The 22,344-nt window shown below is 29.1% G+C and carries 19 protein-coding genes; 3 read left to right on the top strand and 16 right to left on the bottom strand.

Annotated features, from left to right (window positions below; genetic code table 11):
• Positions 1-160: 160 nt before the first annotated feature.
• The 3 genes from Q3287_RS02620 to nifV are packed head-to-tail and all read right to left on the bottom strand — an operon-like array spanning position 161 to position 4,321.
• A complete protein-coding gene (locus tag Q3287_RS02620) occupies positions 161-1,156 on the bottom strand; it encodes an isocitrate/isopropylmalate dehydrogenase family protein (protein ID WP_054276095.1) in 996 nt (331 codons plus the stop codon).
• Positions 1,157-1,177: 21 nt separating this feature from the next.
• Entirely contained in the window at positions 1,178-3,103 is a 1,926-nt protein-coding gene (locus Q3287_RS02615) for an aconitate hydratase (RefSeq protein WP_407963474.1), read from the bottom strand.
• A 24-nt stretch (positions 3,104-3,127) separates the two neighbouring features.
• Positions 3,128-4,321 (bottom strand): homocitrate synthase, encoded by a 1,194-nt coding sequence (nifV, locus tag Q3287_RS02610; RefSeq protein WP_054269452.1) that lies wholly within the window; start codon positions 4,319-4,321, stop codon positions 3,128-3,130.
• Positions 4,322-4,765: 444 nt separating this feature from the next.
• Here nifV and Q3287_RS02605 point away from each other — a divergent pair, with 444 nt between their 5' ends.
• Positions 4,766-5,893: a DEAD/DEAH box helicase gene (locus Q3287_RS02605; protein ID WP_227832446.1), complete on the top strand. Its 1,128-nt coding sequence runs from the start codon at positions 4,766-4,768 to the stop codon at positions 5,891-5,893.
• A gap of 222 nt (positions 5,894-6,115) precedes the next feature.
• Here the strand turns inward: Q3287_RS02605 and Q3287_RS02600 are convergent, their stop codons facing one another.
• From Q3287_RS02600 to Q3287_RS02555, 10 genes are all read right to left on the bottom strand, one after another.
• Positions 6,116-6,505, bottom strand: coding sequence for a DUF5071 domain-containing protein (locus tag Q3287_RS02600; protein ID WP_223153305.1), 390 nt, complete (start codon positions 6,503-6,505; stop codon positions 6,116-6,118).
• Positions 6,506-6,678: 173 nt separating this feature from the next.
• A complete protein-coding gene (locus Q3287_RS02595) occupies positions 6,679-7,869 on the bottom strand; it encodes a hypothetical protein (RefSeq protein ID WP_223153304.1) in 1,191 nt (396 codons plus the stop codon).
• Between the two features lie 607 nt (positions 7,870-8,476).
• A complete protein-coding gene (locus Q3287_RS02590) occupies positions 8,477-9,292 on the bottom strand; it encodes an MBL fold metallo-hydrolase (RefSeq protein ID WP_054269449.1) in 816 nt (271 codons plus the stop codon).
• A 185-nt stretch (positions 9,293-9,477) separates the two neighbouring features.
• Entirely contained in the window at positions 9,478-10,920 is a 1,443-nt protein-coding gene (locus Q3287_RS02585; RefSeq protein ID WP_054269448.1) for a glutamate synthase-related protein, read from the bottom strand.
• A 126-nt stretch (positions 10,921-11,046) separates the two neighbouring features.
• A complete protein-coding gene (locus tag Q3287_RS02580; RefSeq protein ID WP_054269447.1) occupies positions 11,047-11,433 on the bottom strand; it encodes a desulfoferrodoxin family protein in 387 nt (128 codons plus the stop codon).
• 37 nt (positions 11,434-11,470) lie between these two features.
• Positions 11,471-11,860, bottom strand: a complete 390-nt coding sequence (locus Q3287_RS02575) for a Fur family transcriptional regulator (protein WP_054269446.1) — start codon at positions 11,858-11,860, stop codon at positions 11,471-11,473.
• A 31-nt stretch (positions 11,861-11,891) separates the two neighbouring features.
• Positions 11,892-12,428, bottom strand: a complete 537-nt coding sequence (gene rbr / locus Q3287_RS02570) for a rubrerythrin (protein WP_074179207.1) — start codon at positions 12,426-12,428, stop codon at positions 11,892-11,894.
• Positions 12,429-12,808: 380 nt separating this feature from the next.
• Complete coding sequence (locus Q3287_RS02565; RefSeq protein WP_407963473.1) at positions 12,809-13,657, bottom strand: PRD domain-containing protein; 849 nt, start codon at positions 13,655-13,657, stop codon at positions 12,809-12,811.
• A 27-nt stretch (positions 13,658-13,684) separates the two neighbouring features.
• The gene (locus tag Q3287_RS02560) at positions 13,685-15,091 is read right to left on the bottom strand and encodes a glycoside hydrolase family 1 protein (RefSeq protein WP_054276090.1); all 1,407 of its coding nucleotides are present in this window, start codon (positions 15,089-15,091) and stop codon (positions 13,685-13,687) included.
• A gap of 110 nt (positions 15,092-15,201) precedes the next feature.
• Positions 15,202-17,079, bottom strand: coding sequence for a beta-glucoside-specific PTS transporter subunit IIABC (locus tag Q3287_RS02555; RefSeq protein WP_054276089.1), 1,878 nt, complete (start codon positions 17,077-17,079; stop codon positions 15,202-15,204).
• 336 nt (positions 17,080-17,415) lie between these two features.
• Between Q3287_RS02555 and Q3287_RS02550 the strand changes: the two genes are divergently transcribed.
• Together Q3287_RS02550 and Q3287_RS02545 are read left to right on the top strand one after the other, a co-directional pair.
• Complete coding sequence (locus tag Q3287_RS02550) at positions 17,416-18,603, top strand: MFS transporter (RefSeq protein WP_407963472.1); 1,188 nt, start codon at positions 17,416-17,418, stop codon at positions 18,601-18,603.
• 25 nt (positions 18,604-18,628) lie between these two features.
• A complete protein-coding gene (locus Q3287_RS02545) occupies positions 18,629-19,321 on the top strand; it encodes a FadR/GntR family transcriptional regulator (RefSeq protein ID WP_407963471.1) in 693 nt (230 codons plus the stop codon).
• 114 nt (positions 19,322-19,435) lie between these two features.
• Here Q3287_RS02545 and Q3287_RS02540 read toward each other — a convergent pair whose 3' ends face one another.
• The 3 genes from Q3287_RS02540 to Q3287_RS02530 form a co-directional block, all read right to left on the bottom strand.
• On the bottom strand, positions 19,436-19,738 hold the full coding sequence (locus Q3287_RS02540) for a PTS Lactose/Cellobiose specific IIB subunit (protein WP_021383628.1): 303 nt from the start codon (positions 19,736-19,738) through the stop codon (positions 19,436-19,438).
• A 21-nt stretch (positions 19,739-19,759) separates the two neighbouring features.
• Positions 19,760-20,170, bottom strand: coding sequence for a universal stress protein (locus Q3287_RS02535; protein ID WP_054269444.1), 411 nt, complete (start codon positions 20,168-20,170; stop codon positions 19,760-19,762).
• Between the two features lie 198 nt (positions 20,171-20,368).
• Entirely contained in the window at positions 20,369-22,297 is a 1,929-nt protein-coding gene (locus Q3287_RS02530; protein ID WP_407963470.1) for an EAL domain-containing protein, read from the bottom strand.
• Positions 22,298-22,344 lie beyond the last annotated feature (47 nt).

Genomic DNA, 22,344 nt, shown 5'->3' with positions numbered 1-22,344 from the left:
ATTACCATATATTGGTTGAAAGTTCAATTAAAAAAAATAAATTTTTTAATATTACTATTTCTATTTATTAAATAATGACAAACTTAAAAGCTGTTAATCGTCTCTAAAACAATTAACAGCTCTCTTTTAATACACATTATATTTTTATTATAAACATCATCTATCCAATGTATTTACACACTTCATCTGCAAACTCTGTAGTTGAGGCTGAACCGCCTAAATCCACAGTTAATTTACTTCCATCAAGAAATACCTTTTCTAAAGCTGTTTCTATCTTTTGTGCACTTTCATACTCACCTAAGTATCTAAGCATCATTACTGATGATTGAATAAGCGCTGTTGGGTTAGCTTTATTTTGACCAGCTATTTGTGGAGCACTTCCATGAACAGCTTCAAATATAGCACAATCTTTACCAATATTTGCACTTGGAATTATACCTAGACCTCCAACAAGCCCAGCACCTAAATCAGATAGTATATCTCCATAAAGATTCGGCATTACCATTACATCATAATTTTCTGGATTCAAAACTAAGTTCATAGCTGCTGCATCTACAATCAAATCATCATACTCTACATCATGTTTTGATGCTACTTCTCTAAATACATCTAAGAACAATCCATCAGACATTTTCATTATATTTGCCTTATGTATAGCTGTAACTTTTTTTCTTTTATTATCTTTAACATAGTTACATGCGAAATCAACTATTCTTTCACTTGCACCTCTTGTTATTATCTTTATACTTTCAGCTGCGTAATCACCTATTTTATGCTCTATTCCAGCATACAAGTCTTCTGTATTTTCTCTTACAACTACTAAATCAACATCTTCATATCTTGATTTGATGCCTTTAAAACTTTTAATTGGTCTTAAATTAACATATAAATCTAATGCCTGTCTTAGAGTTACATTTACACTTCTAAATCCTTTCCCTACAGGAGTAGTGATTGGACCTTTTATAGCTATTTTGTTCTTTTTTATACTATCTATAATATATTCAGGAAGTGGAGTACCATATTCTTCAATAACTGCCTCTCCTGCATTAACTTCTTCCCATTCTATTTCTACCCCAGTAGCTTCTACTACCTTTTTCATAGCTTTCGCAACTTCTGGTCCTATTCCATCTCCTGGTATAAGTGTCACTTTATACATTAAATATTCCCTCTTTTCATACTAATTAGATTGATTTTTAGTGTAATTTAATTTTCCACCAGCTTTTAATACATCAACTTCTTTTGCTGATAATTCTGCCTTAACTTTAAAAGAAGTTCCTTTAGTTGTGTTTTTAACTTCCAAAATTCCACTATCTAAATTATCCAAAATATTTGGTATCTCAAGATTATCTAAAAGAGATAAGTTTTCATAATCTTTCTCATCACAGAACTCCATTGGAATTATACCACTATTTATTAAATTAGCTTTATGGATTCTTGCAAAGCTCTTTACTATTACCCCTTTTACACCCAAATATAATGGTGCTAAAGCTGCATGCTCTCTACTTGAACCTTGCCCATAATTATCTCCACCAACTATAAATCCACCATTATGGTCTTTTGCTCTTTGAGGAAATTCTGTATCTACAGTATTAAAACAATAGTTTGCAAGATATGGTATATTACTTCTGAAAGGAAGTAATTTAGCATTTGATGGCATTATATGGTCAGTAGTTATATTATCTTCTGTCTTTAGTATAATTTTTCCATCTATAGACTGACTTAACTCTGTATTAAGAGGGAAAGGTTTTATATTAGGACCTCTAACTACTTCTACATCACTACCCACATCAGCAGGTTTTATTATCATGCTATCATCTATTAAAAACTCATTTACATCTAAGTCTGTAAATTTAATATCAAATTCTCTTGGGTCTGTAAGTTCTCCTTTTATTGCACTTACTGCCGCCACTTCTGGGCTCACTAAGTATACTTGTGCTGATAAAGTTCCACTTCTTCCATAGAAGTTTCTATTGAAAGTTCTTAAAGACACAGAATCAGTACCTGGAGATTGCCCCATTCCTATACATGGACCACAAGAATTTTCTAATATTCTAGCTCCAGAACTTATTATATCTGCCAAAGCTCCATTTCTAGCAATCATCTCCATAACTTGTCTTGAACCTGGTGCTATTACCAAACTCACATTCTTATGTACCTTATTTCCTTTTAAGATTTGAGCTACTTTCATTAAGTCTTCATAAGAAGAATTTGTACAACTTCCTATTGCAACTTGGTCTATTTTAATTTTTCCTATGTTTTCAACTTCATCTACATTATCTGGGCTATGAGGTTTTGAAGCTAATGGTTTTAATTCATCCAAGTTTATAGTAATCTCTTCATCATAAACTGCATCTGCATCTGGTTTTAGCTCTATCCATGCATCTCCTCTTCCTTGACTTTTGAAGAATTCTAGCGTTTTTTCATCGCTTGGGAAGATTGAAGTAGTTGCTCCAAGTTCAGCTCCCATATTTGTTATTGTAGCTCTTTGTGGAACAGATAAACTTTTTACACCTTCTCCACCATACTCATAAACTTTACCTACTCCACCTTTTACAGTTTGTTTTCTCAATACCTCTAATATTATATCTTTTGAAGATACCATATTGTTTAATTTTCCAACTAGATTCACTTTACAGACTTTTGGTGCTTTTATATAGTATGCTCCTCCTGCCATGGCAAGAGCAACATCTAACCCACCAGCTCCAATTGCCATCATGCCCACACCTCCAGCAGTAGGTGTGTGGCTATCAGAACCTAAAAGTGTATCTCCTGGTGTTGAAAATCTTTCTAAAAATACTTGATGGCAAATACCATTTCCTGGTTTAGAGAAATAAACTCCATATCTATCTGCCACTGTTTGTATATATTTATGGTCATCTGCATTTTCAAATCCTTGTTGTAACATATTATGGTCTACAAATGCAACACTTCTTTTAGTTTTTACTTTATCTATCCCCATAGCTTCTAATTGAAGATATGTCATTGTTCCAGTAGAATCTTGTGTCAAAGTTTGGTCTATCTTTATACCAATTGAGTTACCAGCAACAGCTTCTCCATCTACTATATGTTTTTTAATTATTTTATAAACTATATTATCTCCCATATTTTCCTCCTAAACAATTATATCTTAAATGTATGAACCTCTAACTGCTTCTTCTTCTGTTGTTTCCTTCTCATGTGCTAGTATATCACAATATAATTGAAGAATTTCTTTGTCCATTAAACTTCTTTTTAATCTTATTGATGTAGCTCTTATAGCATTTAATAGTTTGGTAGCGTTTTCTGGAGAAATATACATTTCGTATTCACTCAACTTATTTACAACTGCAGCTCTTCCTGAATGTTTACCTATTACTATTTTTCTTTCAAGATTTACTTCACTTGGGTCAAATGGCTCATAGTTATGTGGGTCTTTTAATGCTCCATCTGCATGTATACCAGATTCATGTATAAACATGTTATCTCCAACTACTGGTTTCCATGTAGGAAGAATTCTTCCTGATGCCTGTGACACATACTCACATATTCCTCTAAATTTTCTAGTATCTATGTTATTTAAATCACATTTATAAATACACTTAAGTGCCATTAAAACTTCTTCTAATGCTGCATTTCCTGCTCTTTCACCTAATCCATTTACTGTAACTCCAACATAATTTGCTCCTGCTGCTATTCCTGCAAGTGCATTTGCAGTTGCCATTCCAAAGTCATTATGTGTATGCATTTCTATGTCAAAATTAGTTCTTTCATAAAGAGTTTCTATTGTATTCTTTATAGAAAAAGGATTCATAACTCCTACTGTATCACAGTATCTAAATCTATCTGCTCCTGCTTGTTTTCCAACTTTTATAAATTCAGTTAAGAAGTCTATATCTGCTCTTGAAGCATCTTCTCCATTTACTGAAACATATAATCCATTTTGCTTTGCAAATTCAACTGTTTTAGCCATATTTTCTAAAACCCAACCTCTAGAAGTTCTCAATTTATTTTCTATATGAATGTCAGATACTGATATTGATATAGCTACTGCATCAACGCCACAAGAAATAGATTCTTCAACATCTTTTATTACTGCTCTATTCCAAGCCATTATATCTGATTTTAAGTTTCTACTACATATGTGCTTTATTACATTTTTTTCATCTCCACCCATAGTAGGTATACCAACTTCGATTTGGTCAACACCTAGGTCACTTAACATTTCAGCAATCATTATTTTTTCTCTATTTGCAAATACAACCCCAGCTGTTTGCTCTCCGTCTCTTAAAGTAGTATCTACTATTTTTATTTCCTTTGCTCTATCTTTTGATATAATGCACATATTAATGCCCCCCTTAGTATACTTTTAATTTTAAAAACATTCGCTTTTATTTTTCATTGATACCTCTAACTTATGATTATTTTTTTATTTTTTATTCATTTTAATTTCATTTGCAATTTATTTTTTTGCCTTTTCATATCTTGTAATCTATTATATTACTTTATATCATTTATTGCACTATATTTTTTCTTTTTTGTGAAAACTTCTTAAAAATGAAAGTTATTATGTTTTTCTTGCATTTTAATTTAATTTTTAAATAGGTTTATTTTCAAAAAACCTTTAAAAATAAACCTATAAAATTCCTACTAAAATTTAATTTAAGATACATTCCATTTTAAAGTATCTTCATGTATTTCTAAACTATATAAATAATAATCAAAAAAATTACTAAAAATACTTACAAATATGATATTATTAATTGATTAATAAAAAAGAAAATTTTTCATGAAAGGTAAGATAATAATGGATTTCAAAAGCTTAGGGATTAGTGAAAATACAATAAATATTCTAGGAAAATCAGGAATAACAGCACCTACACCTATACAAAAAGAAAGTATTCAATTGATAAAAGAAGGAAAAGATGTTATAGCAGAGGCTCAAACTGGTACAGGAAAAACACTTGCTTTTTTGCTTCCAATATTTGAAAATATATCATTAGATATAGATGATATACAAGTACTTATACTCTCTCCAACAAGAGAACTAGCTATTCAAATAACAGAAGAAGCTATAAAACTTAAAGAATCTAAAGACGTAAATATTCTAGCAGCTTACGGAGGAAAGGATATTGGTTCTCAAATAAAGAAACTAAAAGGAAATATCCATATGATTATAGCTACACCAGGTAGACTTTTAGACCATCTAAATAGAAAAACGATTGACCTTAGTAAGTTAAAAACTTTTGTTTTAGATGAAGCAGACCAAATGTTGCTTATGGGATTTAAAAATGAAGTTGAAGCTATTTTAAAAGAAACTTCAAACAAAAAGCAAACATTATGCTTTTCTGCAACTATGAATTCTCAAGTAAAAAAATTAGCTTATAGATATACGAAAAACCCAGTTATAGTTTCTATTCAAAAAGAAGAAATTACTCTTAATAATATAAAACAAGAAGTAGTAGAAACTACAGATAGAAAAAAACTGGATGCTTTATGTAAAGTTTTAGATGAAGATAATCCTTTTATGGCAATAATATTTTGTAGAACTAAAAGAAGAGTTGACAATCTTGAAGAAGCACTTGCTATAAGAGGATACAATTGTCAAAAACTGCACAGTGATATTGCTCAATCAAAACGTGAAAGAATAATGAAATCATTTAGAAATTTAGATATACAATACTTAATAGCTACAGATGTTGCTTCTCGTGGTCTTGATATATCTGGAGTTAGTCATATATATAATTACGATTTGCCAGAAACATCAGAGGACTATATCCATCGTATTGGTAGAACTGGTAGAGCTGGCGAAGAAGGCTATACATGTGCTTTTATTGACCCTAAAAATGAACGAATGCTAAGTGAAATAGAAACAGCTATAGAATCTAAAATTAGTAGAAGAATTATAGAATTGTAATATATAGACTACTTAAAATGCCAATAGTATATAAACACTATAATATACAGAAAGTAGGTATCAACTTTTTCTTTATTATAATACTATTTTATATTGTATAAAAAAGCTGTAACCTTTATGATTACAGCTTTTTCTATCTATTATTAATTTTATATTACCCATTTCCAAGTTGTTTAATATTAAATTTTACAAATAATCTAAATAAATATACTCAACTATTATTTATAATATTCTTTTTAAGAATACTTTTGATATTTCATCTACCTCTGCTTCACATTCCCATTTAGTTGGCTTCTCAGCAATTCTCTTAACAAGTGGAATTATAGGTTCAAGATTTTTATCTACAAACAGTGGCAAAAGACATGAAATTATCCAATATTTCCAGTCATCATCGTCTTCTGAAAGAACATCCATTATTAATGGAGTAATTAACTCTTGATGTAGAGCCAAAACAGGTAAAATTTTTTTTGCAACAGGCCAGTTATAATCTTGCATCCATTCCAATAATCTATAACAAATCGGCCTTATGTCTTCATCAGATAATAATTTTAATTTTTCGATATTACTATTATCAAATTTATCTTTAGGGAGCAATTCTTCAATATTTTCCATAACTTAATTCTCCTAATAAATATATTATGTTCATTATATTTTCCAAATTTTAATTTATCAATTTATTTTTCAACCCTATTTTATCATATTTAAATAGTAATATACTCTATTTTTTTGACTATATTTTCGACTTATTAATTAAACTATCTCTTTTATTTAAAGTGCTACTCACCTTATAAATTTTCAATATTTTCGTTTAATTCGGCTGGCCATTTAGCTTCTGGATGTTCCTTTGCAAATTTCTTATTCTTATAATGACCTAATGTAAGGAAAGGAATTACTATAGTGAATAGACCCAAATAACCACAATATCCATATCCGTATTTAACTATATTACTTAATCCTGTAAGAGATATAAGCATTGACACTATCATTATTGCACAGGCTGTAAATACCCTTCTTTTCATTTTTGAAGAAAGGAAAGAAAGTGCTTTATGGTCTTCAAATCTATTTACAAGACCAAATATGGTAGTTACTCCTGTAGACATTAAGCAAAGGAATAATGCAACATTATAAATTATATATATAGTATTATTTCCAGATTGACTTGCAACATAAAGAGTAGGAAGTGTTGTTTGACCAGCAGCAGTAAATTCTTTATACCATCCCATTAACATAGTTACAGCAAGCCCTAACGCAACTGCATTCATAATAAATGAAACTACCATTGCTTTAGTCGCTTCTTTTGAGTTTTTAAGAAGTGGTCTTGAACATCCTGCAAGTGTAGGTATAACAACTGACTGAAAACCTGCATAAATAAAGGTATTGATTATTGGCTTGATATATCCTGGTGTGAAACTAGTTCTATTTGATAATATTCCTGTTATTTCTGGTACCTTAGCTTTTATCCCTACAATAAAAATAGTAAGTGTACATATTAGTATAGCTATTGTCATTGCTGTAGCTGCTTTAGATACAAGCATAGCTCCAAATATAGTAAAGGCAAGAAGTACGATTCCTATAATAAATACAGATACAAAATAATTCATACCTATACTTTGGAATACTGCTGCTGCACCTGCTATGACAGCACTTACGGCTATTAAAACCATTAGATAGTAATATATTTCCCATATTATTTCAAGTTTTGGATATGGACTCCAAAGTTCACAAAATAAATCCTTATAATTCCTACAATTATTATTATTATACATTATAATAACTTCTCTCATAGTAGCAGTAAGTATAATCATTGCTAAAACTGCCATGAGTGGTGCTGTCCATCCATACTGCACATAATACTGAGTTTCTTGATTCCCTGTAGCAAATCCTCCTCCAGCATGAGAGCTAAAAAGAACACTTGCAACTCCAAAAATAGCTAAAATAGAGCCTGTTGCTTTTGCTTTTTTTACATTTTTTTGCATGAAACCATCCTCCCCTAAAAATTATAACGAAAGTTTATTTTTTAACACTTTCTTGATAAAACAATAACATTTTTGTTTCTTAAATTCAACCTAATTTTTCCAATAAATTAGCATTTATAGTTTATCTTTCACCTTATATTAAATATTTTTGATATATTTATTTTGTTTTTTAACTTATATTTAAATCTTTTTGTTTTTTATTCTTATGAAATGTCTTTTTTGATGTTAAATTTTATACAAATTATTTTTTATTATTACATAATTATTATTTAATAATAATATAATAATTATTATATTAGATTGAGTTTGATATAGTATCATCTTTATTGAAACTATTGGATTCAATAAGAATAATCAATATAATTTCTAAAATAATTCATAGATATAAATAATTCAATTTATTTACTACTTATTTTCTCATTATTAATACATGATAAAATTGTTTATTAATGAAAATATAATCTCATTAAAAATAATTTTTTTACAATATTTCATATAATACTATATTAATTTTTTTAAAAATAAATATAATAAAAGGAGCTATCTTAAAAATGATTTTTTCTAATCAAATTTTAAGTTCAACTCCTTTTAAATAGCAACTTAAATTTTATATGTTTAAAGTCAACCCTACTCCAACTTCATTTACACTTAAAGTTTCATTCATCTTAGCTTTCACTTTAAAAGAAACACAATGACAAGGGTACAACATTTTTATTCCTTCTTTCTCTAAATATTGAATTGTACTATCCAACCTATCATCCAATTCAAAAAGATGAAAACCTCCTAATATACCAATGATTCTGTCATCTCTGCATACCTTTTTAGCATACTCTACTATATTACAAATTCCACTATGAGAACATCCTGTAATAATAAAAAGACCTTTATCAGTTTTACAGACTATAGCAGAATCATCTAAAACACAATCATCTTCCCACAAATCTCCTACTTTATATTTGCCCATTTTAGCTCTTTTTTCAAAATTATGTACAGTAGGTATTTCACCTAAAAATATGCAATTCTCACTTATATTAAAAGGTTTTTCTTGAGGATTATATATAAAAATTTGTTTAATTTCATCAACAGAAAATGGAGCACCTATATTCTCATTGCCTTCTTTTTTAGGTATAAAACAATTGGGATGTGCGACAAGCTCAACTTTAGATAAATCATACTTATCTTTCAGAAACTTAATACCTCTTGTATGGTCATTATGCCCATGAGAAAAAACAACATGAGTTAAGTCGCCTAAATCTATATCTAGCTTTTCAGCATTTGATATAAATACATCTGAATATCCTGAATCAAATAAAACTTTATTACCATCAATTTCAATATAATAGCTTACTGCTGGTTCTCCAACAAAATATCTATCAATGTATGTATTATTATCAACAAGAACTTGTATCTTTAACCTTTCCATGATAATCACTCCTTAAAATATTATTTAGTTTAATAGTACGATATCACAGAATATTTTACAATTTAATATTTTTAATTTTCACAATAATAAAGAGAACTTTACAAAGTAAAATTCTCCTTACATAAACTATATTCACTCTTATTTTTATAAATATATATATCTATTAATAGTTCTAAACTTAAAACCTATACATGTTGTATATTTGTATAATTTGATATTTCAGAGTTAACTGTATACAAATCATCAACACTTAAATCATGTATATCCTTATGCCCAGAAACCCTAGCAAAAGTCTTAAGTTCTTCTAAACTTACATTTAAGAAGTTTGCCACTCTATTAGCACTATTTTCTATATGTAATCTTTTTCTTAATTCTTCATCTTGAGTAGCTACTCCTACAGGACACTTACCAGAACCACATATACGATACTGTTGACATGCAGCTGCCATAAGAGCAGAACTTGCAATAGCAATTGCATCAGCACCCATAGCTAATGCCTTAACAAAATCAGTAGATACACGAAGTCCACCTGTTATAACTAAATCTATATCTAATTCATGTGTATCTATATATTTTCTAGCACGATGAAGAGCAAATATTGTTGGAATTGAAGTTGCATCTTTAAGCAATTTTGGACTTGCGCCAGTAGCTCCACCACGACCATCAATAGTTACAAAGTCAGGTTTCGCATAAGCTATAAATTCCATGTCCTTTTCAATATGTCCTGCTGAAATTTTAACACCAATTGGACGCCCTTCTGAAACTTCTCTAAGCTCATCTACAAGTTTCTTTAAGTCTTCTTTAGACTGTATTTCCTCAAAACAAGATGGGCTTATTACATCTTGACCTACAGGCTTATTTCTCACCTTTGCTATTTCTTCAGTAACCTTTTCGCCAGGAAGATGACCTCCCATACCAGGTTTTGTTCCTTGACCAATTTTTATCTCTATAGCATCAGAATTTTTAAGATTTTCTTCAGTGACACTGTACTTATTTGGTACATATTCAAAAATATACTTGTATGAAGCTTCTTTTTCTTCTGGTAATATACCACCTTCTCCACTACACATAGCTGTCTTACTTTTAGCTGCTCCCTTTGCTAAAGCTATTTTTAGTTCTTTAGACAAAGCTCCAAATGACATATGGGAAATATAAACTGGATTTTCTATAATCATAGGTTTCTTTGCTTTTTTTCCTATTATTGTTGTTGTATTTACTTCATCATGCTCATTTAAAGGTAATGGATTTAATTGAGCACCCATAATTAAAATATCATCCCAAGAAATTACTGGTAGTTTAGTTCTCATAGGTTCTATTATAGACTTCCCTGTAACAGCCATTTCATGGATTATGTCCATATGTTTCTCAACTTCATCATCTCTTCTTAAATATGTATTTATGTAGTTTAAATCACCTGTTTTTTCACTAGTTACCTCAGTTTCATTTTCAGCAATATCTTCTGCTCCCTTTTCATCTTCTTCATAGTAAACAGTACTTATCTTTCCAAAATAACTACGACCTTTTGTACATACAGGGCATTCCCAGTCTTCACTCAATTCATCCCAAGTTTTATCATTCTTAGATTCATCATAAATATATCCACAAACACTACATTTATAAATTGACATATTATTTTCTCCTTATGTTATATTGACATTAAATAAAACTAAAAATTGAATTTATATAAATTTATAGGAGGCTATTTGTATAAAATACATTTATAGCCTCCCCTTTAAATTCAATTTATTTAAATATTACAGTTCAGCCTTCCATAATCCATGTAAATTACAGTAAGCATATGCAGAAATCACTTTATCATCATCATTCAAAGCAAATTTAACTATAGGTTCTCCATCTACTGTTAGACATTTACGTTGACCACCTTGCTCAGTCATAAGATATACCCATGCTATATGATGTTCTTTAGTCATTGGATGAGCAACACTACTTATTTTTACAGTAACATTATTTCCTTCTACTTCAATCACAGGTACATGTTTTTCAACTGCTGCATCTGTTGTATTAGGAACAAGCTCTTTCATAGGCTTTCCACAACAGAAAACAGGTACGCCACTATTTTGTATCATTCCTACAATATTTCCACAAGTCTCACATATAAAAAATTTTTGTTCACTACACATAAACTCACCTCATTAATTATTTTTTAGAATTTGAAAGTTAACCTACTTGGCTACACTTTTCACAATTATTACAAATCCCTTTAAAACTTATGTTATAAGATGTTATTTTTATGTCTGTTTCCTCTGCTATTGATTCTTTTAAATTATTAAGAACATCAGATTCTAAATCGTACACCTCTCCACATACTTCACATATGATATGATAGTGATTATCTATTCTACCATCAAATCTATCTGGATTTCCTGGAATACTAACCTTTCTTATAAAGCCATGTTCTGTCAGCTGGGCTAAATTTCTATACACAGTTCCTAAGCTTAAATTTGGATTATCTTTTTTTAAATTTTCATATAGGTAATCCGCAGTAGGGTGAACCGGATTATTTAATATTTCATTTAAAATCAGTTCTCTTTGTTTAGAAAATTTCATAGTTAACATTCCTTTTTAATTATAATAATTTTTAATAGTTTTCAGCTTTTATATTGAAGTAAGCCTTTGGATGGTCACATACTGGGCATTTTTCTGGTGCTTCAGTACCTACATAAACATGACCACAGTTTTGACATTGCCAAACAACCTCTTCATCTCTTTTAAATATTTTTCCTTCATTTAAGTTTTCTAAAAGCTTTAAGTATCTTTCTTCATGCTCTTTCTCTATTTTTCCAACAGCCTCAAATAAATAAGCTATTTTGTCAAATCCTTCTTCTTTAGCTTCTTTAGCAAATTTTGCATACATATCAGTCCACTCATAGTTTTCACCTGCTGCTGCATCTTTTAAATTTTCTTCTGTTGAAGGCATGCCATCATGTAAAAGCTTAAACCATAACTTAGCATGTTCTTTTTCATTGTTAGCAGTTTCTTCAAATATAGCAGCTATTTGATTATAACCTTCTTTTTTAGCTTTTGAAGCATAGTATGTATATTTGTTTCTTGCTTCTGATTCTCCTGCAAATCCTGCCATTAAATTTTTTTCTGTTTTAGTTCCTTTTAAATTCATAATTAATTCCTCCCTTTTCAATAATAGTAATGATTACTATTTCTATATTTATATAATATATTAATTTCCACATTTTGTCAACTATATATAATATTCTTTTTTTTATTTAAATATTCTCATTTTCTAACATATTATTAAAAAAATATATTTTAGATTTATTCTCAGTCCATGAAATATTTTTTAGCTACAATTTTTATTTCTTTTCTGATGTAAATACTTTTGAAAATTATGTTATATATATTTGACGAACTACTCACCTTGCCTACTTTTATATAAAAACAAAGAGAGAGTGAATATTCACTATCTCTTTAAGTAATTTCCTTATTAAAATTTAATTAATTCTTGTTTTTGTTATCAGATTACTAATATACTAAGATATTCTAACAATTTTCATCTAATTCTCCTAAAATCTTATGAACATGAATCATTAAATATAATTCCTCTTGTTTAGGCAATTCTCTAGAATACTCCTTGTATATATAAGCTCCTATCTTTTTTACACATTCATACTCTTCCTTACAATTTTTTTGAACTTGCTCATAAATAAAATCTATCTTTTCTTTTGATGGTTCATTGGCTAGAAATCTTTGTGAAAATGCCTTTAGATGCATTACAAATCTCCTATAATAAAATGACTCTTTATTATATACAATAGAAAAGTGATAATGAACTATCTGCAAAATAGCATTTACAATCTTAGCACTTCTCTTATTTCTATCACTATAGGGATTATCCTGTTGTGCATTTATAAAATGACCTGCTATATTACTAATTTCCTCTTCTGGTAACTCTAAGCCAAGAACCTCTTTAAAAACAGTAATTGCATATCTTCCTATATCATATTCTTTTGGGTTAAACTCTTTTATTTCAAACAAATAGTTATTTTCAATCATTATACCTTCTTTAAAGCGTCTCACTGCAAAGGCGATGTGGTCAGTTAAAGCCAAATATATATGGTTCATAAGTTTTAAGTTATATTTTTCTATTCCATATGCGATTATCATCTGAGCTATACCAAAGTATTCTGCATCTATTTCTGATGCAAGTTGTATAATACTCTTTTTTGTATTTTCATCATGAAGAACAAAGGTCTTTTCTATATCTTCTTTATTCAACTCAGACCCAACCTTATAATTGTGACCAATACCTTTACCCATCAATATTATTTCTTCGCCATTATCATCCTTTGCAAGTAGCAATGAATTGTTTAATACCTTTGTAATATACATACTAAAACCCTCAATATATATTTATGTTTATTTTGTTATTCCATTGTTCTCTATAACTTCTTTATACCAGTAAAAACTATCTTTCTTTATTCTTTGTAAGTCTAAAACTTCATGGTCTGTTCTATTTATATAAACAAGTCCATAACGCTTATTAAAACCTTGTGAAGAACTTAAAAGGTCTGTAAATGACCATGGACAATATCCAATCATCTCTACACCATCTTCAATAGCTAATTTACATGCATTTATGTGACTTCTTAAATAATCTATACGATAGTCATCGTGAATTTTTCCTTTTTCTAATACATCTTTAGCTCCAAGTCCATTTTCAGTTATTATAACAGGTAAGTGGTATCTTTGCCAATATTCATTTAAAGCTACCCTAAGACCTGATGGGTCTATTGATGCTCCATATTCTGAAGCTTTCAGATTAGGATTCATCGACATTTTAAATAATCCATACATACTAAAATCAACAGTTCCTTCTCTTAAGCCAAATGGATGTTGCGAATCCTCAGGTAAGGCTTCTGCACAATTTGTTCTATAGTAATTTACAGCTATAAAATCCATTTTAGATTTTCTAAGTATTTCTTTGTCCCCTTCTTCCATATGAGGAATTATATTTCTTTTTTCAAGGTAATTCATATAATATCCTGGATATTCTCCATAATGATGCATATCAAGCATATAGTACACTTTAAAGTTATCATTCATTCTAGCAGCATACACATCTTCTGGCTTGGATGTAAGAGGATATGTTACAGATGATGATACAGCTGCTCCAATTTTACTTCCTTCTATCATTTCATGGCATGCATTAACTGCTAATGCATGTGCTAGACAAAGGTTGTAATCCATCTGAGCACGCATCTTATCTATCTTCCATGGGTCTGTTTCATCATATATATTAATTCGCTCCTCTACTCTAACAATTAGATTCTGTTCATTATGAGGTTGCCAATACTTTACTCTATCTCCAAAATACTTAAAACATATTTTAGCAAACTTTTCAAAAGCATAAACAGTTTTTCTACTTTCCCATCCATTGTATTTCTCTACTAGTGCAAATGGAAGGTCAAAATGGTATAAAGTTACAAATGGTTCAATATCACACTCTATTAGTTTATCTATTATCTTGTTATAAAAATCTATACCCTTTTGATTTATCTCTCCTTCACCATCTGGAATTATTCTAGCCCATGAAATTGAAAAACGATAGGTCTTCATCCCTAAATCTTTCATTAATTCAATATCTTCTTCATAGTTATGATAAAAATCTGATGCTATCTTAGTATCTGCTTGTAAATGAGATTTTTTAAAAGAATTGTAGTCAGCTACGGTTTTGCCTTTATTATCTTCATCCCAAGCTCCTTCTACTTGAAATGCAGAAGATGATGCTCCCCATAAAAAATTTTTTGGAAATCCTGTACTCATAAATATTTCTCCTTTTACATTAATTATTTTCTTTATTAATTCATTGCAGTAAGCTCACTTTTTTAATATACTTGATTATTCATTTTTTACTTATTTCTAGTTAAATTAACTTAGTTATTAGCTAGTACTAATGAAATAATATTATCATTAGTAGATACATAACTAGGCTTACAAGAAACTACTTGTCCAAAATCAAATGTATTATTTACTATAACTGGTGTAGTTACATCATAACCAGCCTTTTTTATTTTATCTATATCAAAGGATATAAGTTTATCGCCTCTCTTCACTAAATCTCCTTGATTGACATGTTTTGTAAAGTATTTACCATTTAACTCTACTGTATTAATTCCAACATGTATTAACATTTCTGCTCCATTATCTAGCTTTAATCCTATTGCATGTAATGTTGGAAATAAGGAAGCTACTTCACAGTCAGTAGGTGCTGTTATTACTCCTTTTGTAGGTAATACAGCTATACCTTCTCCCATAGCTTTTGATGCAAATACATCATCCTTTACTTCTGATAACTCTATACATTCGCCCTCAACAGGAGAAGTTATATCAATAACACCATCTTGTGTTTCTATTTTTATAACTGAACTCTCTTCTTTTGAAACTTCTTCTAAATCTTCAAATCCAACTATATAAGTTGAAATAGCTGACCCAAAAAATGCTATAGCACAACCTCCTAAATAACTTAAAAATCCTAATGTACCTGCTTCAGCATATACAGGTATAGTTAAAACACCTTGGTTTGCAAATGCGTTACCATAAGCTCCACCCATTCCCATTATGGCACCTCCAATTGCACCACATATTACAGCACATACCATAGGTTTTTTCAGCCTAAGATTAGCACCGTATATTGCAGGTTCAGTTATACCAAATAGAGCTGTTATAGTTGCAGACATAGAAATTGTTTTTAGACCTTGATTTTTGGTTTTGAAGAATACCCCTAGGGCAGCTCCTGCTTGTGAAAAGTTAGCAGCTCCTGCAAATGCCAATAAATTTTGTCTTCCTGTCTGAGCAACATCACTTATACCTATTGGCAACAGCGCTCTATGTGCACCAAATATAACCAACACACACCATAAACCACCTACAAAAGCTCCACACAATGCAGGGCTTAGTTCATAAATATACTTATAAGAAAAGTTTATTACATTTCCTACATATATCCCAATTGGTCCAAATAGAAATAATGTTGCAGGTAGCATTATAACTAATGATAGTGTAGGAACCATTATTATTTTGATTACTTCAGGGATATACCTTTCTAATACTTTTTCAACATATGAAAGAGCCCATATAGCAATAATTATTGGAATAACAGATGATGTATATGTAGCTTTAGTTACTACCAGACCTAAAAATCTAACTGTCTCTTCACCTGCCATCAAAGTTGTAAAAGCAGGATAACAAAGTGTAGCCCCTAGTACCATTGATATTATTTTATTTGCATTAAATACCTTAGCCGCAGTATATCCTAGTATAATTGGCATAAAGTAAAATATGGAATCAGCCATAGCATTTAAAATGATATAACTTTGAGTTTCTTTTATATCCACTCCATTTTTATTCATATAATACATTGCAAGGACTGATAAAATACCTTTAATCATACCAACTCCTGCTATAGCAGGTATTGTTGGTGTGAATATACCAGCTACTGCAGATAATATCGAATTCATTATACCTTGTTTTTCCTGATTTTCATTTCTTTTACTTACTTCATTTGTTTGAGGCACCATTTTTATGACCTCGTCGTATACTTTTTTTACTTTATTACCAATTACAACTTGTATTTGACCCATACTCTCAACAACAGTTATTACTCCTTCTGTCTTGGATAACTTCTCTTTATCCACTTTAGAAGAATTCCTAACCTTAAATCGAAGCCTTGTCATACAGTGAGTCACTTCATTTATATTCTCTTTTCCTCCTACGTTTAGTAGAATTTCTTGAGCTATATTTTTATAATCCATAAAAAATCCTCCATTTTAAATTATAGGCTTTTTGTTTTATGGCCATTTAAACAAAAAAATCGAACCAAATAAATAGATTATACCCATAGTACCCTATAGATAATCTATAAAAATTGATTCGATCTTGCCTGCATTACCAGTAACACGTCTACTGTTATAATATTCAAATTTGTTAACTTAATATTAACACAAGCGTTTTCTTAATTCAACTATAAAATATAATTTTTTAGTAAATAATAATTATATATTTAATTTATTTTTTAATCATAAAATACTTGATTAAAAATTCTAAATGGTATATTATTTGCATTATAAAAATACCATTTGGAGGATAATATGAAAAAAATATCTAATCAAAAACTACTTTTACTTATTATTGTTGCTTTTTTCTGGTTTTCGCAATATGTATACATACCTTTTCAAAATACATATTTGAATGCCTGTAATGTGTCTACAAACATGATAGGTATAATAATAGGTGCCTATGGAATCTCACAATGTTTACTAAGACTTCCTGTTGGAGTCTTTGCTGACTCAATAAATAAACATAAAATATTTATACTATCAGGAATTTTCTTTGCTGGTTTAGCCTCTCTTATAAGAATCTTTTCTCCTGGAGGTAGTGGTTTTCTTATAGCTAATATTCTATCTGGAATATCATCATCAACTTGGATTTCTTACATGGTCCACTACACCAACTTTTTTTCTGTAAAACATCAACAAAAATCTACAAGCATAATAATATTAGTAAACAATCTAGGGATGTTAATTGGATTTGTTATGAGCACTTTATTTTATGAAAAATTTGGAATGACAACTCTATGTATTATGAGTGTATCATCTTCAGCTATTGGAACAATCCTAGCTTTAAATATAAAAGAACACAACTCAAATAATATACTAAAAAAAATATCTATTAAAGACTCTATATATATATGTATGGATAAAAGACTTATATTTTTTTCTTTTATGGCATTGATTCAACAAGGTATTCAAATGTCTACAACGATGTCATTTACTACTCAAATTCTTAAAGACTTAGGTTCTAGCTCTACCCTTATAGGTCTATCCTCTATATTTTATATGTTGTGTGCTGTTGCCTTTTCTGGATTTGCATCTACTAAATTTTGTACAAAGTATGGGCCTAAGTTTTGGATTCCTCTAGTATTTCTTTTTATTTCAGTTTATTGTTTTCTAGTTCCAACAGTAAAAAATATTACTATAATTTTTATATTACAATTACTCCCAGGTATGTCTACAGGTATACTCCTTTCTTACCTTACTAGTGAGTCTATGAAAAATGTACCAAAACATCAGAAATCTACTGCAATGGGATTCTTTCAAGCAATTTATGCTATAGGAATGTCTATATTTCCAATGTTAGTTGGTAAAATATCAGATTATATTTCAATGCAATATGGTTATTTTACCTTAGCTATTATAGCTATAATGGCTTCTATCTTATCTTATACATATTATAAAAAACTAGATTTAACTCTTAACTATGATATAATACAATCATAAAAAAATTATATGTTTAGGAGTTCTTATGAAAAACTTAAATGCCACTGAAAAAATTATTGATTATATTAAATTAAATATTTTAAATGGAACTTTTAAAATTAATAGTAAATTACCAAGTGAGAGAAAGATTGCTGACTTGTTTAATATAAGTAGAATCCCTGTAAGAAAAGCCATAGACATACTCTGTAAAGAAGGAATACTTAGAGCTATACCTTACTCAAGCCCTATAGTTGAAGGATTCAAAAAAATTGACCTGTTTGATGATAATGAAGTATATAAAAATCACAACATACAAGAATTTTATGTTGAATCTTTAAGGTCAAGACAACTTATAGAAAGTGAAGCTACAAGATTGGCAATTTTAAATGCTACTACTAAAGAACTTCAAAAAATAAGACATGCCTATTTGAAGTCAGTAGAAGAACTAGATAAGGTTTCTCAAGGTTTTATAGAAGAATGTTATGATGCTGACTTACAATTTCATAAGGAAATAATATTGGCCTCTCATAATCCAATTTTTATAAAATATTATGAGTTAATACCTAAAACAGTGTCTTCTAACCAATACTTTGGGTTTAAATATAGAAACTCTTTACAGGATATGATTAGCCATCATAATAATATAATAATAGCATTTGACAATAAAGATTCTGACTTAGGTTACACATCAATGTACAATCATTTAGAAGATGTTATTCAGTTATTTCAACATGATTAAGCTTATACTTTATTTTAACTCTATTTTTTAGAAAATCTCAATTTTAAATAAGTTGGGATTTTCTTATAAAATACATAAAAAGGTGTCGCCCTATTTTTAGTGCGACACCCACGATTAATTTAAGTCTATTAAAATTTCACTTACTATAGATTTTGCATCTTCTATTATATATTTTGGATCAACTTCATAAAATTCTCTATCTATGAATCTGTCAATCTTATCTATACTTTCTATAGAATCGCTTGTAACAAATAATACAATAGATGCATCTTCTATATCATAAATTGAAAGTTCATTTTTTATATTATCATTCTCTTGAATTTCATAAACTAAATCAAATCCTAAATCATTTGCAGCTTCCTTAAGAGAATTTAAACTTCTTTCACTTTCACAAACTGCTACTATCTTTTTATTCATATTTCAAATACCTCACTAATTCTACTCCGGTACAATCATTACTATGCACTTTGCTTGTTTAACTACACTCGCTGTTACTGAACCTATAATTCTTGTAAGACCTTTTTTAGTAGATTTTGTCATAACTATAAAATCTACATTATCTTCTTTTGCTTTTCTAATTATTTCATCTCCTGGATATCCAAAAGTAAAGTGTACTTTAACATCATACTCACCCATTATCTCTGCTGCTTTATCCAGGATTCTTCTTCCTAAGTTCTCAGAATTCTTTATTTCTTCAGCCAGGGATATGCCATCAATAAATACTAGTTCTTTTACATTCATTATTTCTACTTCGACTTCATCTTTTTTGAATATTCCTTGTATAAATTCCAAAGAATGCATACTTCTCTCTGTCCCATCAATTGGTACTAATATTTTCTTTTTATTCATGTCACATCTTCCTTTCTTACTTTAGAATAATTAAGTAAAATATATATTCTAAGTTATAAAAATATATAATAAATCTTTACTTTAGGAATTAATATTAATAATATGTATAATAATTTTAATATTTGTTATTGTGTTAATTTTATAATATATAACTGACAGTGTCAATGAACAAAATTGTAATTAAAAAAATAAAGGATATTAGTCTACAAGTACGTTTCCTCTCAATAGATTTTTCAAAATATCTTCTGGAACTGGCTTAGAAAAATAATAACCTTGTAAATATTCACACTCCATAGTTGCCAAGTCTTCAGCACATTCAGCAGTCTCAACACCCTCTGCTACAGCTTTCATATTCAATTTATTTATAAGAGCTATAATAGTTTCAACTGTAAGTTTGTGCCTGTCATCTTCATTCATAGACCAAATCAAACTCTTATCTAACTTAATTATTGAGAATGGCAAAGAAAGCATATTAGTAACTCCAGAATAAGCAATTCCAAAGTCATCAAGTGAAAACTTAGCTCCTAAATCAATCAATCTTTCCATCGTTTCTTTAATTATATTAAAAGAACCTAATGCCACAGTTTCTGTAATTTCAAGTTTAAACTTAGTTGGTGATACATTGTATTTATCCATAAGATAAAGTAAATCATCAGCCAAGTTTTTTTGCATGCACTGCACTACAGAAAGATTAACAGCTATATTATCTAATTTCAAATCTTTAAAATCATCACTAGCTATAAATTTACATACTTTCTCAAAAACCACTAACCCAATTGAGTTAATCAACCCTGTTTGTTCTGCAATTGTTATAAATTCATCTGGAGGTATAAATCCCAAGTCTTTATGTTCCATCCTAAGTAATGCTTCAGCTGAAGTAAACCTACCTTTACTATTAGAGAATATTGGTTGATAGTACACTTCAAATCCATCATTTTCTAATGCCTCTTTTAAACAATTTTTAATCACATGTTTCTTCTTTATCTTCTCACTTATAGATGCATCTGCATAAATAACATGCTTTGACTCAGAACGCTTTGCCTCATGTATAGAAAAATCTATAGCAACTATGACATCTTCTGTTGTTTCAGCATTTTCGGGATAATAAACAACAGCAATACTAGTTGCCAAATTAAAATTTATCTCTTCTACTAACCAAGGTTTTTTGAATCTTTCTTCTATTTTTTTAATAATCTCCTCTGGCTGTATACCTAGTTGACTATTTACAACAATAGAAAATATATCTCCACCTATTCGGTATACATGATTTACATCATGTATGTGAATCAAATATTTTCCGACTTCTTTTAATGCAATATCTCCATTTTTAGTCCCAAAAGTTTCATTCATAAATTTAAAGTCATCAAGTGCAATTGTAATAATAAATCCTGATTGTTCAGTATTGATATTTAAATCTAACTCTTGAATAAAAGATTGTCTATTGAGTACACCAGTAAGGTCATCAATAATAAGACCTCGATTCTGCATAGAAAGATATGTCAAAAGTAAACTACATGCACATGCAGCTCCTGTAAGAAGATACTGTAAAAATATTGCCTGTAATATAATTGCTACAACTGAAACTATAAGAAAACCTCTAATAGCCCATATTTTTGATTCATGCATCGCTTTTCTATATTTAAAAGACAAAAATGCTGAATATATTGCATAAAAGAAAAACGATGCAAAAGTTGCAACATATCCATAACCTCGTATATAACCTGTTTCTTTTGACAATCCAAATAGAATATGTGTAAAAGGATTTGTGATAGATAAGATTATACAAATTATGAGTGGTATAGATAAAAATAATAATCTTTTTTTCATATACCTTATATCTTGATAAATAATAGCCATAACATAAAACGATACAAGCGCTGCTGGTATTGGCAATAATAATAAATATACTTGATTCAATAAAGCAGTAATAAAAATTGGAATTTCATCTACATTATTTAGGCAAAATGAGCCTAAAATATTTGAAATTATAAATAAAAATGAGAATACTAAAAGTGCACAATATATTTTGTTTTGTAACGTAGGTATAAATTTACTTCTAAAAAAATATACCATTAAAAAAATAACTATAATTGCAGAAAAAATTTCATATTCTATATGCCATACCATAAACTTCCCTCACTATTAATGTTTAATTTTAATTATTTTAATAATAT

Source organism: Clostridioides sp. GD02404, assembly GCF_045898275.1.
In the GTDB taxonomy this organism is placed as follows: Bacteria; Bacillota; Clostridia; order Peptostreptococcales; family Peptostreptococcaceae; genus Clostridioides; species Clostridioides difficile_A.
The sequence above is the reverse complement of the archived record's forward strand: the minus strand, read 5'-3'. Positions and strand labels throughout refer to the sequence as shown.

Coding starts and splice junctions, on each gene's coding strand:
- Q3287_RS02535 (WP_054269444.1), bottom strand. CDS start 20,170: ATGAATAAAAAGAAAATATTAGTACCAATTGATGGGACAGAGAGAAGT.
- Q3287_RS02560 (WP_054276090.1), bottom strand. CDS start 15,091: ATGAGTACAGGATTTCCAAAAAATTTTTTATGGGGAGCATCATCTTCT.
- Q3287_RS02545 (WP_407963471.1), top strand. CDS start 18,629: ATGAAAAACTTAAATGCCACTGAAAAAATTATTGATTATATTAAATTA.
- Q3287_RS02590 (WP_054269449.1), bottom strand. CDS start 9,292: ATGGAAAGGTTAAAGATACAAGTTCTTGTTGATAATAATACATACATT.
- Q3287_RS02605 (WP_227832446.1), top strand. CDS start 4,766: ATGAAAGGTAAGATAATAATGGATTTCAAAAGCTTAGGGATTAGTGAA.
- Q3287_RS02550 (WP_407963472.1), top strand. CDS start 17,416: ATGAAAAAAATATCTAATCAAAAACTACTTTTACTTATTATTGTTGCT.
- Q3287_RS02600 (WP_223153305.1), bottom strand. CDS start 6,505: ATGGAAAATATTGAAGAATTGCTCCCTAAAGATAAATTTGATAATAGT.
- Q3287_RS02575 (WP_054269446.1), bottom strand. CDS start 11,860: ATGAAATTTTCTAAACAAAGAGAACTGATTTTAAATGAAATATTAAAT.
- nifV (WP_054269452.1), bottom strand. CDS start 4,321: ATGTGCATTATATCAAAAGATAGAGCAAAGGAAATAAAAATAGTAGAT.
- Q3287_RS02620 (WP_054276095.1), bottom strand. CDS start 1,156: ATGTATAAAGTGACACTTATACCAGGAGATGGAATAGGACCAGAAGTT.
- Q3287_RS02540 (WP_021383628.1), bottom strand. CDS start 19,738: ATGAATAAAAAGATAGTAGCAGTTTGTGAAAGTGAAAGAAGTTTAAAT.
- Q3287_RS02585 (WP_054269448.1), bottom strand. CDS start 10,920: ATGTCAATTTATAAATGTAGTGTTTGTGGATATATTTATGATGAATCT.
- Q3287_RS02595 (WP_223153304.1), bottom strand. CDS start 7,869: ATGCAAAAAAATGTAAAAAAAGCAAAAGCAACAGGCTCTATTTTAGCT.
- Q3287_RS02555 (WP_054276089.1), bottom strand. CDS start 17,079: ATGGATTATAAAAATATAGCTCAAGAAATTCTACTAAACGTAGGAGGA.
- rbr (WP_074179207.1), bottom strand. CDS start 12,428: ATGAATTTAAAAGGAACTAAAACAGAAAAAAATTTAATGGCAGGATTT.
- Q3287_RS02615 (WP_407963474.1), bottom strand. CDS start 3,103: ATGGGAGATAATATAGTTTATAAAATAATTAAAAAACATATAGTAGAT.
- Q3287_RS02565 (WP_407963473.1), bottom strand. CDS start 13,657: ATGTATATTACAAAGGTATTAAACAATTCATTGCTACTTGCAAAGGAT.
- Q3287_RS02580 (WP_054269447.1), bottom strand. CDS start 11,433: ATGTGTAGTGAACAAAAATTTTTTATATGTGAGACTTGTGGAAATATT.
- Q3287_RS02530 (WP_407963470.1), bottom strand. CDS start 22,297: ATGGTATGGCATATAGAATATGAAATTTTTTCTGCAATTATAGTTATT.